Genomic DNA, 15,075 nt, shown 5'->3' on the forward strand with positions numbered 1-15,075 from the left:
GGGAGTGCCTCGACTGCCCGAGAGGTTGAGACACCCAGTTGGCAGCCAAATCTTCTTATAACCGGACGGAGTGTAACCCTCGACAAACCGGGTCGGTGTTTCGTTTGAACGGGATAATCCTGGCAGCAGGTCGCGGGCAAAGACTAGGCAGAGACATCGATCTCGAGAAGATCGGCCCGAAATGTCTGCTTCCTATCGACAGTCGGACACTGCTGGAACGAACGGTCTCGGATCTGGTATCATTCGGTGTGGATACGATCACCATCGTCGTTGGATACCAGGCAGAGAGGGTACAGGAAGCGTGCGTGGCACTGGGGAGGAAGTATAATGTCCGATTCGGTTTGGTCCGTAATGACGCATATCTCTCGACCAATACGGCCTGCTCTCTCCAGATTGGGCTATCCGGCATTCATGACGATGTTGTCATCTTTAACGGCGATGTGCTGTACGATCGCGCCATCTTGGATGATTTACTGAAGATAAACCGGACCGCGATCGCGGTCGACAATACGAAACCGCTCACCGGAGAATCGTTCAAAGTGAGGATATTAAACAGCCGGATTGAAGAGATGGGAAAGACCGTCCCGGTAGAACGGGCGACAGGAGAGTTCATCGGTATCTCGAAGATCGCCGGCAGGGATATCGGCGAAGCAAAAAGGCTGCTGAATGCCCTGGTTTCGGGGGATCCGAATAACTACTACGACTTCATCTACCAGTCCCTTTCAGAGAGCGGGAACCTTGCATACTCGTTCACGAACGGACTGAAATGGACGGAAATCGACGATATCCGGGACCTCAGGTATGCCGAGAGCATTGCAGGCATAGCCTGCGGTGCACGGGGGCGGTTTTGATGATATCGAAAGTCGGGGTCATCGGCGCCGGAAGCATGGGCACCGCCGTCGCGCAGAGCATATCCAGAAGAGTCGGAGAAGTGATCGTGTTCGGGAGGAGACAGGAGATTGTCGATTCGATAAACACCGACAATTGCAACAAACGTTATTTCCCGGGCCTGCGCCTGAACCCCAATATACATGCAAGATTGATGGGCGATAGACAGGGTCTCGCGGACTGCGAGGCTGTAATCATCGCTGTGCCCTCAAGTGAAGTCCGGTTTATCGTTAACGCTACCCACGACGAACTCACAGGCAAGTTCCTCGTCACGGTAGCCAAAGGGCTGGAATATCCGTCGCTCAAAACGATGAGCGAAATTATCCGCGATGAAACGGGCAACCCGGACATAGCCTGTTTCTCAGGGCCGACCTTCGCCGATGAGGTTGCCTACGGCCATATTGCCGGCGCTACGATAGGTGCCGGCGGGGATCCATCGCTGAGAGCAACGATCTCGAATCTTTTCGGTGAATTCATCCTGGATTTTTCGGATGATATCAGGGCAGTCGAGTTATGCGGCGTGCTGAAGAACGTATACGCCATCGGAACGGGGATGTGGGATTCGGTTTACGGCAACCATAACGAGCACTACACCTTCCTCAACATGTGCTACAAGGAGATGTGCATCTTTTTACGGGCGATCTCTCGCGATAAAGGGATATTCACAAAATTCTGCTGCTTTGGGGATTTCAACCTGACCGCCAACGTGGATAAAAGCCGCAACCGGACATTGGGGCTGATGGTCGGCAAAAAGATCGTAAAAACCCCCTATTTAGAGTCCGGCGTGACGTTCGAAGGCTCAAGATCTGTTAAAGGGATAATTGAACTGGCCGAGAACCACAGTATCGATATGCCCATTGCACGATTCGTCTACGATGTTTTGAGCGGGAATAACAACGTGCGGGAATCGGTCGATGGGGTCATCAGGAAAGCGCCCTGAAACACCAAGAGCAGGAACCTGATCCCCATACGGTCGAGTAACCGCTCTCTTCATCGTGGAGAACAGTTCCGTCAAACCTCATCGAAACCCGGGATTATACGGGTCTTTCCTCGATGATGTTCCGGATTTTTTGCATCCTCCCCTCAAGGGAGAACTCCTTCTCAACCCTGGCTCTTGCCGCCTTCCCCCTGTCGGACTGCAACGCCCCCAATATCCCCGCCGCCGTCGCTTCCGCATCCCCGTACGGCACTACGAATCCCGTGTCCCCCACCACCTCCGGGAGGGCGCCCCTGTCCGTCACCACGGGGACGCACTCGCAGGCCATCGCTTCGGCAAGCGCAACACCGAACGACTCCCGGTAAGAGAGCTGGCAGTAGACCTTTGCCCGGCGGTACCACTGCAGGAGTTCGCCCTGGGAAGTGGGTGAGATAATCTCGACGTTCGGCGGGGCATCCCGTCTCAGGTCTTCGATGCTCCCGTCAAGGTCGCGGCCGATGACAGCGAAACGGAGGTCCGGAAAGTGTCTTGCAGTTTCGAGGAACGTATCAAGGCCCTTGAGCGCGATGTTGCTCTGGCTGATCTGGCATACCGTGATGACGAGATCGTCTTTTTCCTCTCCCGGGGAGAACTGCGCGCAGTCGATCCCGTTATAGACGACTGCAACGTGACGGTGATCGCCCAGTTCCAGTATCTCCCGCCTGTTGAACTCCGATACCGCGAGGATGTGATCGGCGTTTTGGATGATGTAGTTCACCCTCTTTGCAAGTTTCTGGTTGAGGAGGGCGCCGTAGCCGATCTCCGGCTCTCTCGCGACCTCGTACCCACCGATGACGACGATGGTTCTCTTCCCGAGGAGATTTGCCAGCGTTACCGCAAGATACGAATGGTTGTGAGCGAACCAGGAGTAGGTGAGATCGGCCCAGAGGACTCCCCGGAGTATCTCAAACGTGATCAGGAGTGACCGCTTCAGGCCGTTTCCCCCCCGGTAGTTGCTGATGACGGCCTCCCGAACGAGGTATTCCCGCCTGAGCGCCTCGAGATCGCGCTCGGTGAATGTGGAGGGGGAGGGAGATACCAGGAATATCTTCGTTTGCTCCTTCACTTGAGTTCCTCCAGACTTTGCTAAACGGGCTCATGCAACCCTGCAACAGGCGTGTCCATGCGGGGTGATGCTGTTCGTGGGATAAACCGGGTATCCCGTCTGCGCGAGATAGGAGCACCAGACGGGGCCGGAATTATCGCGCTCTGCGGCCGCGGAACCGACCGCCCCTTCCCATCTCCTCAACCTGCCTGTATACCTCGAGCAGCCTCTTCTCCATCTCGCCCCAGTTGTACCGCTCAAGAACCGCCTTCCGCCCATTCTCCCCCATCCTCCGCGCCTCGCCCGGGTGCTCGAGCAGGTAGACAATCGCCTCCGCGATCGCATCCGGGTCTGTCGGGTCGACCAGCATTCCGCACTCTGTCTCCCCCACCACCTTCCGGATCTCCGGAAAGTCGCTCGCAACGACCGGGAGACCGCAGAGCATGTAGTCGAAGAGCTTGTTCGGGAGGCCGATGTATGCATTGTAGTAGTCGGGCTGGAAGACGAGGAGGGCGATGCTGCCCTTACGGAGCGTTTCGTACATTTCCTGGTAAGGGAGGTAGCCAGTCAGAGTGATCTCCGGTCTCGGGTCCGTCTTCGCAACGATCGCACCGATATCTTCGCGGATGTTCCCGACGAGGGTCAGGGTGACCCCGGGAACCGTTGCAGCCACCTTCGACATCGCCTGGATGCACTCCCTGATGCCGTGGAACAACTGCATATTTCCGGCCATGTAGACCACGTTGCGGCTGCATCCTGCCTGCGGAGCCGGCGGCACCGAGCCGGCGACCGAATAGTTGGATATGATCACAGGCTCCGTTCCGTTCCGGCCGAACCGCTCTGCGACGCTCTCGCTGACGGCGATCTTTGCATCGGCAAACCGCGAGAGCAGGATCTCTCCCCGGGAGAGCATGGGTTCAAGGACCCTCGTGAGGACCGTCGCGTTCGGGATACCGAGATCGAACGGGATCTCGCTCGGCCAGTGCTCGTGGATGTCGTAAATGACCCGCTTCCCTTTGAGAAACTTCGTAAGGACCCCGATGAGGAGGGCATCGGGCTCATGGCAGTGGACGACGTCGCACTTCTGGTTCAGGCACGCCCGAAACGCCCTCCAGAGCGTCACCGGGTGAAGGAGGTTTGAAGGGGGTTTCCGGACGGCGACGATCTGCACGCCTCCGTTCTCATCGATGCTCCCGTTCTCCGAAGGGGCGATGATCGTGACATCGTGCTCCTTTGCCAGGCTCTTCGCCTCTTTCTCGAATATCCGCCCGTCGTGGGGCAGGTGGGTCGTGGTGAGCATACAGATACGCATAATCCGGAGTTCGTTTGCGCCTCCCTGCCCGGGACCTTGCCTGATGTCACCGGGCACAAATGAGGGGGGTAAGCGACTCCAACTGTCTTTCGGGAGACTTATACTTTATCGTGGTGGGGCGGCACCGGGCAGATAAGGAGCATCCCGGATCGGAGGAGAACTCCAGTCAGCTGCAAAAACAGTGAATGCGCCGGGAAGAATCAAATGTTATGCAATGGTCGAAATTTCGAACGTAAGTTTACCAGCCTCAACGTTCACTCGTGTCCCGGCACATGCCGGGCACTGTTATCCAGATCGGGCATACTGAGACCGGGCAAGGATCTTCCCGATCAGAACACTGGCGTTTCCATTCCCAAATATCTCTTTCTGCCTCGATCCGGGTGAAAAATGCCGAATAGCATCGACAATCTTCTCCCGTCCCGCCCCCACGAGCACGTTCCACCCCGCCTCGACCGTCTCGACCCATTCGGTGTTCTCCCGGAGAGTGATGCAGGGGACGCCGAGCATGTAGGCCTCCTTCTGGACACCGCCCGAGTCGGTGAGAATCTTTTCCGCGTGCGCCATCAGGCGGATCATGTCGAGGTAGCCGAGCGGCTCGATGAGCCGGACGTTCTCCGGCATCTCCGCAAGGACCCCGTATTCGCCGAGGCACTTCCTCGTCCGGGGATGAACCGGGAAGACGGCCGGCTTTCCGGCCTCTGCGAGAGCACCGAGGATAGCGGCCATGTTTTCACGATCATCGGTGTTCGAGGGGCGGTGGACGGTGACGACGAGGTAGCCCCCGGGTTCGACCCCGACGTCCTCGAGGATCCGGGAGCGTTCTTCCGCGATCCCACGGTTGTAGTTCATCGCATCGACCATCACGTCCCCGACGAGGTGGACGCCCTTCGTGATCCCCTCGGCCCCAAGGTTCCTAATGGCCGTCTCCGTCGGGCAGAAGAGGAGGTCCGATGCGTGATCGGTGAGCACCCGGTTCACCTCCTCGGGCATCCCCCGGTCGAAACTCCGGAGCCCCGCCTCGATGTGCGCCACCGGCACGTGGAGTTTCGCGGCCGCAAGTGCGCCCGCGAGGGTGGAGTTCGTGTCGCCGTAGACCAGGACGACATCGGGCTTCTCCTTTTCGAGAACGTCCTCGATCGCCCCGAGCATCGCCCCGGTCTGGCGGCCGTGGGTCCCGGAGCCGATGCCGAGGTTGTAGTCGGGCTTCGGGATAGCGAGTTCCTCGAAGAAGACCTCCGACATGCCGTGGTCGTAGTGTTGGCCGGTGTGGATGAGGATCTCCTCGTGCTCGTTCCTGAGTTCCCGGGAGACGGGAGCGCACTTGATGAACTGGGGCCGGGCGCCGACGATCGATGCGATTTTCATGGTTACTCCCGGATCGGATGATTGTTCCTGTCGCCGCGACCGATGCCTTTGTAGACGAAGCCCGCCCGGATGAACGCATCCGGATCGACGGCGTTCCTGCCGTCGACGATCACCGGGTGCTCTTTCCCCGACAACTCCTTCACCCGCGCCGGATCGAGGGAAGCATAGTGGTGGTGGCCGGTGAAGATGGTGACGACGTCCGCGCCTTCAAGAGCCGCGTCCAGGTCGTGCGAAACCTCTATCCCCGGATACCTTTCCACGAACGGGTCGTGGACCCGGACCTTCGCTCCGGCCTCTTCCATCGCCGCGAGGTAGGGCTCCGCGGGGGTGTTTCTGGTATCGTCGGAGTTCTGGATGAACGCCCATCCGAGGAGCGCGACCGTTGCACCCTCCGGGGACTTATCCGTCCGCTTGAGCCCCTCGAGGGTCAGGTGGACCATGTGCCGGGGCATGAACTCGTTGATCATCCGTGCGACGCCGAAGATCGACTCGGCCCCGTGTGGGTACCAGAGGTCGCCGCCGAGGACCTGTGCGCCCCGCTCGAGGTGCCAGGAGTCCTTCGTGAGACAGTGGCCGCCGACCCCGGCACCCGGCCAGAGGATTGCCCGGGTGATCCCCTCACCCTTGAGGGAGTCGATCCCGGCCCGGACGTCGTAGACGTTGACGCCCATTGCCTCGCAGTGCAGCGCCAGCTGGTTTGCGGCGGCGATCTGGAGGTCCCGGAAGGCATTCTCTGCGGTCTTCGTCACCTCGGCCGCGGTCGCGGTCATCGGGATGATCTTTCCCGTCGTGAGGACTGGGCGGTAGAGTTCGATCGCCCGCGCCGTCGAGACGTCGTCGATCCCACCGACGATCCGGTCGTGCTCCCGGATGTTTCTGAGCAGCCGCCCGACCATCACCCGCTCGGGGGCGTGCGCGAGGCAGAACTCTTCGCCGGCGGTGAGCCCGGACTCTTCTTCCAGGATCTTGCGGGCCATCCCGGCAGTCGTGCCGGGAGTGACGGTCGACTCGAGCACCACGAGCGTGCCCTCCGAGAGGTTCCTTCCCGTCTGCCGGAGCCCCTCGGTCAGGGCCGAGAAATCGGGGATGAGGTCTTTTGGATCCTTAAACGGTGTCTGGATGGCGAGCGTCACCGCGTCGCACTCCGCAACCCCGGAGAAGTCCGGGGTGCACCGGAACTTACCCGCATCGACGACCTTAGCGAGCAACTCTTCGAGCCCGGGCTCCTCGCCCTTGAGCGGCGACTCCCCCCGGTTCAGCATGGCTATCTTGTAGCCGGAGGACGGGGAGTCTCGCTGGAATCCGCGGACGAACTCGAATTCGGGGGCGTCCGCAAAGAGCGCCGCGGCGGGAATGCCGACGTAGCCCATGCCGACAACACCGACCTTCCTGATCGGCCCAATTCCATCGATGATCGACTGTAACCTGCTGCTCATTGCAAAAACCACCCCTCAGGCCGCAAAACACCGCGCGACATCCTCGCAGATCTCCATATTCAGCAGCGCCTGCGCGGGGCTGACCGGGAACTCCTTTTTCCGGGCAACGCAGTCGAGGAACGTCGAGAGCTCGAGTTTGAGTGGCTCCTGCTTGTTCACAAGCACCTTCTCGATGATGTTCTCCTGCACATAGCGCTCGTCCTCGACCGCATACTGCCCGGGTTTTCTGTGGATGTAGATCTCCTGGGCCATAAAGTCGCCCTCGACGGTGAACTCCTCCTCCTCGATGTAGATCATACGGATCTTCTTCGAGGATTTCCTGCTTGCGGAGAGGTAGACCGGGGTCCCCCCAAAGGAGAATAGGGCGCTGCAGACATCCTCGTTCCCGCTTCCGGCGAGGTGATAGGCTCCGGCCGGGAGGAGAACGTTTCGCATGATGTCCACATCGTGGATCATCAGGTCCTCGACGACCGAGGAGCCGCTCACCCGGGAAGAGGCCGGATTATGCCGCTTCATCTCGATGTAGAGAGGGCGCTGGACGATCTTTTTGATCTCGGGAACGATCGGGTTGAACCTCTCGATGTGCCCGACGCCGGCGACGAGGCCACCGGGGATCTTCTCGATAAGCCGTCGGCTCTCTTCCGCCGTCGCGCAGATGGGCTTTTCTATGAGCAGCGGCACCCCGGCCTCGATGACCGTCTCCGCAACAGAGAAGTGGTAGGGTGTCGGGACGCAGACGCTCACCGCGTCCACGCGTTCAAGCAGGCTCTCAAGTGTCGGAGAGGCCGTTGCCTCGAATGTCCCGGCAAGGTCGCGGGCCGCCTTCCCGTTGAGATCGAACAGGTGAAGCGAGTCCACCGCTTTCAGTTCCGAGTATACGCGGGCGTGATTCCTGCCCATCATTCCAACACCGATAACCCCTATGTCCAAGTTTTTCACCACCGGTTAGTATTGTAACCCTCTTCTGGAACACTCAATAGTGCTACTGTACATCAGCGCTACTCTATACATTAGCACCGCTCCGCCATGACGTTATCGAGACTCCCGCTCCGGGACCAGCACATCCCCCTGCCGGATCACGGCCGCCTCCCCCGTTCTCCGGTTCAAAAGCAATAAGGCTTCTCACGGCGAAACCACTGCTTGTGTTCCGCCCCTCCGGGTATCTTGCCCGTGTCATGCGCATCGATCCCGTCCAGCGCCAGAGTGTCATCAGCCTCGCTTCAACGCTGGGCCTCACCGCGGTCGGGTTCCTCTCCACGATGTTCTTCACGCACACCGTTGGCCTATCGATAATGGGCGCATACTACCTCTTCGTTGCTTACTTCAGCGTCTTTAACCTGATCGGAGACGGCGGATTCGGGGGCGCCGCGGTGAAGCGCATCAGCGAGGGCAAGGACCAGAACGCGTACTTCACCGCGTTCCTCGTCCTCCGGGTGATGCTGCTGGCTGCCTCAATGGGCTTCCTCCTCATCGCGCGACCGTACCTCGTCGATCTCGTCGCATCGGGAGCCTTCCCCTGGCTGGTCCTCGCACTGATCGTCAGCGTCTTCACGAACATCGCCTCAAACAGCGTCTACGGCACCGGAAAGGTCGGTGTCAACCAGATCGGCGGCCTGCTCGACACGCTGGTCAGGATAGTTGTCCAGGTCGCTGCGGTCGTCCTCGGCTACGGCGTCGCGGGGCTCGCCGGTGGGTTCGTCGCCGGGCTCCTCGTATCGGGACTCTTCAACTTCCGGTTCCTTGAACTCTCGCCGGCACCGTTCCGCATCTCCCACGTCCAGAGCCTCTTTTCCTTCTCGGTCTGGACGTTCCTCAGCGCGAGCGGCTACCTGGTCTTCTCGTATGCCGACACCATCATGATTGGTCACTTTCTGACCGACACCGACGTCGGCACCTACCGCGTGGCGCTCCAGCTCACATCGATCGCGACGTTTGCCACCTTAGCACTCCACACCACCCTCTACCCGAAGGTCAGTTACCTGGGGAAGCAGAACGACCTTATTTCGGTGGAGAGAGCACTGGCCCGCGCCTTCACCTACTCGCTCCTGCTCGCGGTCCCGGTCGTTGCCGGGGGCTGGCTCCTCGGCGAACGGCTCCTTTACTTCTTCTACACGGCGTCAGCCACCGCCGGGGCGGCAGCTCTCGCGATACTCCTGCTCGTTCAGGTAGCCCACGTCTTCATGTTCCTCCAGACGATGTGCCTGAACGCCCTCGACCGGCCGAAGGACTCGTTTAAGGTAACGGCAATCGCGGTTACCGTCAACATCGGCCTGAACATCCTCCTCATCCCGGCATACGGCATCGTCGGGGCGTCGGCGGCCACGCTCGTCACCATGGTGCTGAATGCGGCGCTTGCCCATCGCGCCCTCTCCCGGAGCATACGCGTGCGGATAGAGCCCCTGGCCGTGGGTCACATCGTCCTTGCCGCGCTCGTGATGAGCGTCGTCGTTGCGGCCTACTCGTTCGTCATCCCGCTCACGAACGTCTTTGTCGTTCTCGGGGCGGTTGCACTCGGCGGGCTGGCCTATCTCCTGGTCCTCCTCAAGATCGACAGGGGCATCCACGACGAATTGAAGGAACTGGTCGGGAAACTCGGCATCCCCTGGCCCGGCGTGCTCTGAATCCGACGATATGCACACCCATTCACCTACCCCCTTACCCCGAACACCGGAGATATCCTCTGCCCGTCCGGTTGAAATACCGGATGCTGCAATGTGTGTCCACACGAGGGAGACGATGAAGAAAGAGGTTCGAGAACTGGAGCCGGGAGAGTTTCCGCTTGCTGAGAGGATCTGGACGCACTACCGCGGCCAGAAGGCCGACCCGACGCGGGAGAGGGTCTTCGGCGTCTTTGTCGACGGAGCCCTTGCGGCGACGGCCCGCTGCACCCTTCACTTGGGCGGCCTCGAGATGGACTGCGTCTTCACGCTGGACGAGCACCGCGGACACGGCTATGCAAAGGAGGCCGTGCAGATCCTCCTCGACGAATGCGGGTCCGAGACGATCTACATCCACTCGACCCTCCCCCTGATCGGGTTCTACGGGAGACTCGGGTTCGAACCCATCCCGGAGGCGAGGCTGCCGGCGAGTATCAAGGAGCGGTTCCTCTTCTGCTTCGGGGAGATGGCGGGGTGCAACGTCGCTCCCATGATGCGGAATTCCGGGGATCGGGCACAGTAGCAAAAGAGAGGTTCAGTGCTCGATCTTCTTGATGTGCTCGATGGCGTTCTCCGCCAGTTTCTCCCGCCCCTGCAGTTCGGCGACGTCCCGTATCGCCTCGAGCATGTGGACGGAGTCTTCGAGGAAACTCAGGATGTCGGCGGGATAGAGATCGATCCCGTATTCGTCGAGGAGGTGAGCGCTGATCTGGCGGTGATCGAGCCCCAGCTCCCGAAACTCGATGATGGTGAGGGTGAACTTCCTCTCCGGGCACCCGCAGAAGGGTGCGTTCTTGCACTTGCAGTCCATGAAGTCACGGAAGAAGGCCAGGAGCTGCTCGTGCGTCCGGCGATCGAGGTTCTCGAAGTCGATTGCCTTCCCGAGCGACTCCAGAAACGCGCCCGAGAAGACATGGTCGGGGAGCCGGAACCCTGCTGCCCGCTCAAGTTTCCGCGCCGCCCGGAACCGGGCCTTATTCGCAATCACGACTCGCCGGGCTCCTCGTCGAACTTCGCGAGCGACTTCATGGCGTTGCTCATGGTCTCGATCTCGATGAGCCACTCGTCGAAGAGGCCCGGGTTCTCCACGTTGTCCTTGATGTACTTCGCGCAGCAGGTGGCGCCGTCGACCACGGCGGCCCCGATATTCGCCGCAACCTCGAGCGCCTCCTCGAGATTCTCCTCGTCGATACCCTTGCCCTTCTTCACGAGGGTCTTGATGTCCGTCTCAAACCCGCCCTCGAGATACTTCCGGCAGGCGGTGAAGAGCACCAGCAGCGAGAGCTGGATCGACCCGATGATATCCTCGAGTTCCCCCTCGGGAAGCCCGGTCATGACGATAATCTCCACGTCGTCGAGTTTCTCCGTAGCCTCCTCCTTCGTGAACCGGCCGTTCTGGTAGAGGCGGATGATCTTTAAGACCGAGAGGGTGATGTCTTCGGTGAAACTGAAGAGCATCTGCTCGCCTTCCGAGACCTCTTCGCCTTCGGCGGGCTCAAAACTTGCTTCCTGCAACGTCTTGATCCAGTTGTCCCAGCGCTCCTGATTGTAAAAAATATAGAAGAGTTTCATGGGTTCTGCCTGCTTGGCACTCGCTTTCTTCGCCATATCAGTACACATTCTGAGTGCCTCTGTTAAAAATCATTTGCTCTTCGTGCAGAAACCGGGAATTGGCGCGATTCGCGAACATTCATCTAGGACGAGCGAGCATATGAAGAGCAGATGACGAGAGCTCGCGGGCTTGATGCACTCCTGAAATCGTACGAACCTGTTGCGGTCGCGCTCTCCGGGGGAACGGACAGTTCGGTTCTGCTGGCCCTCGCCCGGCATCACGGGATTCAGGTGATCGCGATCAGCGTCGATACCGGCCTTACACCGCCGGGGGAGCTCGCGGCGGCGCGCAAACTCTCGGAGCGTCTGGGTCTCCCACACGTCGTGATACCGCTCGATATGCTCGATATCCCCGCTGTCCGGGAGAACCGGCCGGACCGGTGCTACGTCTGCAAGCGGGCGATGATGGAGGCGATCGTGGCGGAGGCACGCCGGCAGGGGTGCCGGACGGTGGTCGATGGGACCCACGCCGACGATCGGCCTGCGGCGAGGCCCGGGATGCGGGTGCTCTCCGAACTCGGGATCAAAAGCCCGTTTGCCGAGTGCGGTATGGGGAAGGCGGATGTCGAGGCTCTTGCGAGGGAACTCGGGGTGCCCGTCCGCCCGCCGTCCGCGTGCCTCGCAACCCGCATCCCCACCGGCGAGGCGGTCACCCGGGAGTGCCTCGCGCTCGTCGCGGCGGCGGAAGCCCTCCTCGCGCGGGAGATCCCGGGGACGATACGGGTCCGGTGCAGTGGTGGTTGCCGGGCTTCCATCGAGGCCGACCCGGCGTACCGCCGGAGGCTTGAGGAACTGCTCGGTGCGGTGAAGGTACTCGGGTTTGCGGATGTAACGATTGCCTCCGGTGGCTACCGGGAAGGAGGTGCGGATTCATGGAAGCGGTGATGGTCAGGTACGGCGAGATCTTCCTCAAGAGCGAGACGGTGAAGCGGCGGTACATATCGATAATGACGGGGAATATCGGTCTTGCGCTGGAGACTGAGGGACTTACTCACCGTATCGAGACTCACCGGGGCCGGATCATGATCTACGGCGACGAACCCCGGCGGATCGCCGTAGTGGCCGCAAAGACCTTTGGGGTGGTGGGCACCAGCGTCTGCACGGTGACCTCGGCAGATATCGAGGAGCTCGCGGCCACGGCGGTCGAGCACGCAGAGAGGCACCTCCGACCGGGGATGTCGTTTGGGGTCAGGGCGCGGCGTTCGGGTGTCGAGGGGTTCAGCAGCCAGGAACTCGCGGCGGCGGTCGGTTCGGCCGTCCTCGACCGGATCCCGGAGGCGAGGGTCGACCTGACGACGCCCGACTACGAGATCTTCGTGGAAGCCCGGGAGTACGGCGGCCTCGTCTACGACGAGAGGATCCCGGGGCCGGGCGGGCTCCCCTACGGGACGCAGGGCGAGGTGATGGCCCTGCTCTCGGAAGGAATAGACTCGCCGGTCGCGTCGTGGCTGATGATGCGCCGGGGATGCCTGGTGGTGCATGTCAACATGCACGGCGGGCGGTTCGGGGGTGCCGATGCGGAGAAGAACGTCCTCGCAAACCACGCCCGGCTCTCTCTCTGGGTTCCGGGGCACGCTCTCGATCTCCTGGTCGTGGAGATGGAGCCGTTCTTTACGGCGATCACGGGACTGAAAGAGCCGCGCTACCGGTGCGTCCTCTGCAAGCGGTTCATGCTCAGGGTGGCGAGCCTCCTTGCAACGGAGCGGGGAGCCGCCGCCCTGGTCAGCGGCGACAACCTGGGGCAGGTGGCGTCCCAGACGCTCGCGAACATGGCGGTGATCGCTCCTGCGGCGACCGTTCCGGTGCTCCGGCCGCTGATCGGGTTCGACAAGGAAGAGGTCGTCGACCGCGCACGCGCCATCGGGACGTTTCAGGCGCGGCCGGGAGACGTCGGGTGCACGGTCGCCCCCCGCTACCCCTCGACGGCAGCGCCCGCGGAGACGATCGTGAAACTCGAAGAGAAGATCGATGCGGCGGGTCTCGCGGAACGGGCAGCGGCGACGGTGCGGCGGTATCGGGCGAGGAACGGGGTGGTTGAGGAGGTTGGGTGAAGGGATTCCTCACGTTTCATGACCTTTTTCCCTACCTTCTATTACACACGCCCATACACGGCTTCCTTGGGGATATCGCGTTTGGGGGAGGGGTTGCAGGGGAGGGGGGTCTCCCCCCTCCCCTGTCCCCACCCCCCGTGGCGATACTCCCACGGTCCAGTGTACTGGGTTTTGCCCCCGTTCTTATCTGTTTAACAGGTGTAGTGACACAGCCAGAACGCTTAATTTTCGTCATCTCTAACTTGATGGGCATTTACTTGGTTCCAGACCTGAAGCCTGGTTGCTACCCCAAAAAATCTCTGGGAATGATAACTGCGATAGACGCCCCGGCCCGCACGCACCCGCTCAAAAAAAAGAATTCCGAGGATATCCCTCAGACGATATTCAACCCGTTCTCCCGCGCAATCTCGACAAACGACTCCCCCACATGCCGGATCTGCTTCTCGGTCAGCCCAAAGGTGTTGAACTTCCAGACCCTGGTGGAGCCGGGGATGACGCCGGTGATCCCCCGCTTCTTTAAGTCGCTCGAGAGGAAGAAGCCGCGTTTCTTGTGCTGCTGCGCCACCTTATCGAACGACTCGCGGGTATCTATCCGGGTCAGGGTGTGCTGCCGCGGGTAGTCGGAGAGAACCTTCGTCCCCTCGATGGAGAGGAGGGCGTCCACGACCGCCTGCGAGTGCGCAACCTCGGTATCCCAGTGCTTCACCCGCTCCTTGACATGGGGGAACGAGGCCATCATCCCGACGACGGTGACCCCCATCAGGGTGCAGCCCATCATCTCGACCTCCTTGATCCCGAACGTCCGGCCGGTCACGTCGCCCTTCGCCTGTGTCGTCCTGAAAACCCGCTCCGCGTGCTCGTTCGTCGTCGCGAGGACGCCCGAGGGTGCCGGGGCCGCCATGCTCTTGTGGCCCGACCCGACCACGAAGTCGGCACCGAGCGCTTTGCCGTCGACGGGCATGATCCCGACCGAGTAGGCCCCGTTGACGAGGACGGGGATGTCGTATTGGTGGGCGACCTTTGTGATGGCCGCGACGTCGTGGACGTTCCCGAACTGGTAATCGACGTGGTCGATGAAGAGCAGGGGCGGCGTCTTCGAGAACTCCAGGATCACCGCCTCGATCTTCTCTGCCGCAGCGTCGGGGGTGATGTGGTTCTTCTCATCCTTCGGAACCTCGAGCGGAATCCCGCCTGCTTCCTCGACCGCCACGAACTCAGTGTAGTGGGCGAGCGACGTCACGATGACCGGGTCGCCTTTCTCCACGTATGTGCTCGCGACCGCCTGGAATCCCCGGCGCGCTCCCGGCACCACCCGCGCGGTGTCCATATTCAGCCACGCGGCGAGGTCGGCGTGGAACTGCGCGATAGGGGGTTTCTGGATGTAGTCGAGCCTGAAGGGGCTTCGACAGTTGTCGCAGACCGAGTAGCCGTCCGCAAAGGATATCGCCGCCTTCATGGCGTCGACGGTGAGCCGTCCGCCCGCCTGGATGGGATCGATGTTGATGTACATCTCCTCGACGTCGCGGGACTCGATATCGACCGCGCACTTCACCTTACCAACTCCTCTTCAAGGATTGCAATCTGCCGTTTCACCTTTTCGAGGGTTGTTGCGGCGCGCTCCTTCTGGCCTTCGTCGAGGTCATGCCCGGGAGCAGTCTCCCGGAGCAGGAACCGGACGTCGGAGAGGAGGAATAGTGCCTGAAAAACTGCATCAACGGCTCTTTTTGACACGAG

At 61.0% G+C, this 15,075-nt stretch carries 15 protein-coding genes; 6 read left to right on the top strand and 9 right to left on the bottom strand.

The genetic code is table 11. The annotated features are described in order from the left end of the window. Positions 1–104: 104 nt before the first annotated feature. Positions 105–851 (top strand): phosphocholine cytidylyltransferase family protein, encoded by a 747-nt coding sequence (locus MEMAR_RS12750; RefSeq protein ID WP_187147914.1) that lies wholly within the window; start codon positions 105–107, stop codon positions 849–851. Continuing rightward, a complete protein-coding gene (locus tag MEMAR_RS07840) occupies positions 851–1,828 on the top strand; it encodes an NAD(P)H-dependent glycerol-3-phosphate dehydrogenase (RefSeq protein WP_011844442.1) in 978 nt (325 codons plus the stop codon). The genes MEMAR_RS12750 and MEMAR_RS07840 overlap by 1 nt, the downstream gene beginning before the upstream one ends. Before the next feature lie 94 nt (positions 1,829–1,922). Here MEMAR_RS07840 and MEMAR_RS07845 read toward each other — a convergent pair whose 3' ends face one another. From MEMAR_RS07845 to MEMAR_RS07865, 5 genes are all read right to left on the bottom strand, one after another. Beyond that, a complete protein-coding gene (locus MEMAR_RS07845) occupies positions 1,923–2,930 on the bottom strand; it encodes a glycosyltransferase family 4 protein (protein ID WP_011844443.1) in 1,008 nt (335 codons plus the stop codon). A 133-nt stretch (positions 2,931–3,063) separates the two neighbouring features. After that, the gene (locus tag MEMAR_RS07850; protein WP_245526575.1) at positions 3,064–4,209 is read right to left on the bottom strand and encodes a glycosyltransferase family 4 protein; all 1,146 of its coding nucleotides are present in this window, start codon (positions 4,207–4,209) and stop codon (positions 3,064–3,066) included. Between the two features lie 297 nt (positions 4,210–4,506). Next, positions 4,507–5,586 carry a non-hydrolyzing UDP-N-acetylglucosamine 2-epimerase gene (gene wecB / locus MEMAR_RS07855; protein ID WP_011844445.1) on the bottom strand — a complete coding sequence of 360 codons (1,080 nt, stop codon included), beginning with the start codon at positions 5,584–5,586 and terminating at the stop codon, positions 4,507–4,509. Between the two features lie 2 nt (positions 5,587–5,588). Beyond that, a complete protein-coding gene (locus tag MEMAR_RS07860; protein WP_011844446.1) occupies positions 5,589–7,022 on the bottom strand; it encodes a nucleotide sugar dehydrogenase in 1,434 nt (477 codons plus the stop codon). A 15-nt stretch (positions 7,023–7,037) separates the two neighbouring features. Beyond that, the gene (locus MEMAR_RS07865; protein WP_048063800.1) at positions 7,038–7,952 is read right to left on the bottom strand and encodes a Gfo/Idh/MocA family protein; all 915 of its coding nucleotides are present in this window, start codon (positions 7,950–7,952) and stop codon (positions 7,038–7,040) included. Positions 7,953–8,197: 245 nt separating this feature from the next. On the opposite strand from MEMAR_RS07865, the gene MEMAR_RS07870 reads away from it, so the two are divergent. Continuing rightward, positions 8,198–9,643 (top strand): flippase, encoded by a 1,446-nt coding sequence (locus MEMAR_RS07870; RefSeq protein ID WP_245526576.1) that lies wholly within the window; start codon positions 8,198–8,200, stop codon positions 9,641–9,643. Between the two features lie 115 nt (positions 9,644–9,758). Continuing rightward, positions 9,759–10,202 (top strand): GNAT family N-acetyltransferase, encoded by a 444-nt coding sequence (locus MEMAR_RS07875; RefSeq protein WP_011844449.1) that lies wholly within the window; start codon positions 9,759–9,761, stop codon positions 10,200–10,202. Between the two features lie 12 nt (positions 10,203–10,214). On the opposite strand, the gene MEMAR_RS07880 is transcribed toward MEMAR_RS07875, so the two are convergent. Both MEMAR_RS07880 and MEMAR_RS07885 read right to left on the bottom strand, forming a co-directional pair. Continuing rightward, positions 10,215–10,667, bottom strand: a complete 453-nt coding sequence (locus MEMAR_RS07880) for a DUF5814 domain-containing protein (protein WP_011844450.1) — start codon at positions 10,665–10,667, stop codon at positions 10,215–10,217. Further along, positions 10,664–11,251, bottom strand: coding sequence for a DUF2150 family protein (locus MEMAR_RS07885; RefSeq protein WP_011844451.1), 588 nt, complete (start codon positions 11,249–11,251; stop codon positions 10,664–10,666). The genes MEMAR_RS07880 and MEMAR_RS07885 overlap by 4 nt, the downstream gene beginning before the upstream one ends. Before the next feature lie 150 nt (positions 11,252–11,401). Here MEMAR_RS07885 and larE point away from each other — a divergent pair, with 150 nt between their 5' ends. Continuing rightward, positions 11,402–12,175 (top strand): ATP-dependent sacrificial sulfur transferase LarE, encoded by a 774-nt coding sequence (larE, locus tag MEMAR_RS07890; RefSeq protein ID WP_011844452.1) that lies wholly within the window; start codon positions 11,402–11,404, stop codon positions 12,173–12,175. After that, positions 12,163–13,341 (top strand): tRNA uracil 4-sulfurtransferase ThiI, encoded by a 1,179-nt coding sequence (gene thiI, locus MEMAR_RS07895; protein ID WP_011844453.1) that lies wholly within the window; start codon positions 12,163–12,165, stop codon positions 13,339–13,341. Before larE ends, thiI begins: the two co-directional genes overlap by 13 nt. Before the next feature lie 373 nt (positions 13,342–13,714). Here the strand turns inward: thiI and pscS are convergent, their stop codons facing one another. After that, complete coding sequence (gene pscS, locus MEMAR_RS07900) at positions 13,715–14,893, bottom strand: O-phospho-L-seryl-tRNA:Cys-tRNA synthase (protein ID WP_011844454.1); 1,179 nt, start codon at positions 14,891–14,893, stop codon at positions 13,715–13,717. Then, positions 14,890–15,072 carry a hypothetical protein gene (locus MEMAR_RS07905; RefSeq protein WP_011844455.1) on the bottom strand — a complete coding sequence of 61 codons (183 nt, stop codon included), beginning with the start codon at positions 15,070–15,072 and terminating at the stop codon, positions 14,890–14,892. The genes pscS and MEMAR_RS07905 overlap by 4 nt, the downstream gene beginning before the upstream one ends. Positions 15,073–15,075: the final 3 nt, after the last annotated feature.

The organism is Methanoculleus marisnigri JR1, from assembly GCF_000015825.1.
Classification (GTDB): domain Archaea; phylum Halobacteriota; class Methanomicrobia; order Methanomicrobiales; family Methanoculleaceae; genus Methanoculleus; species Methanoculleus marisnigri.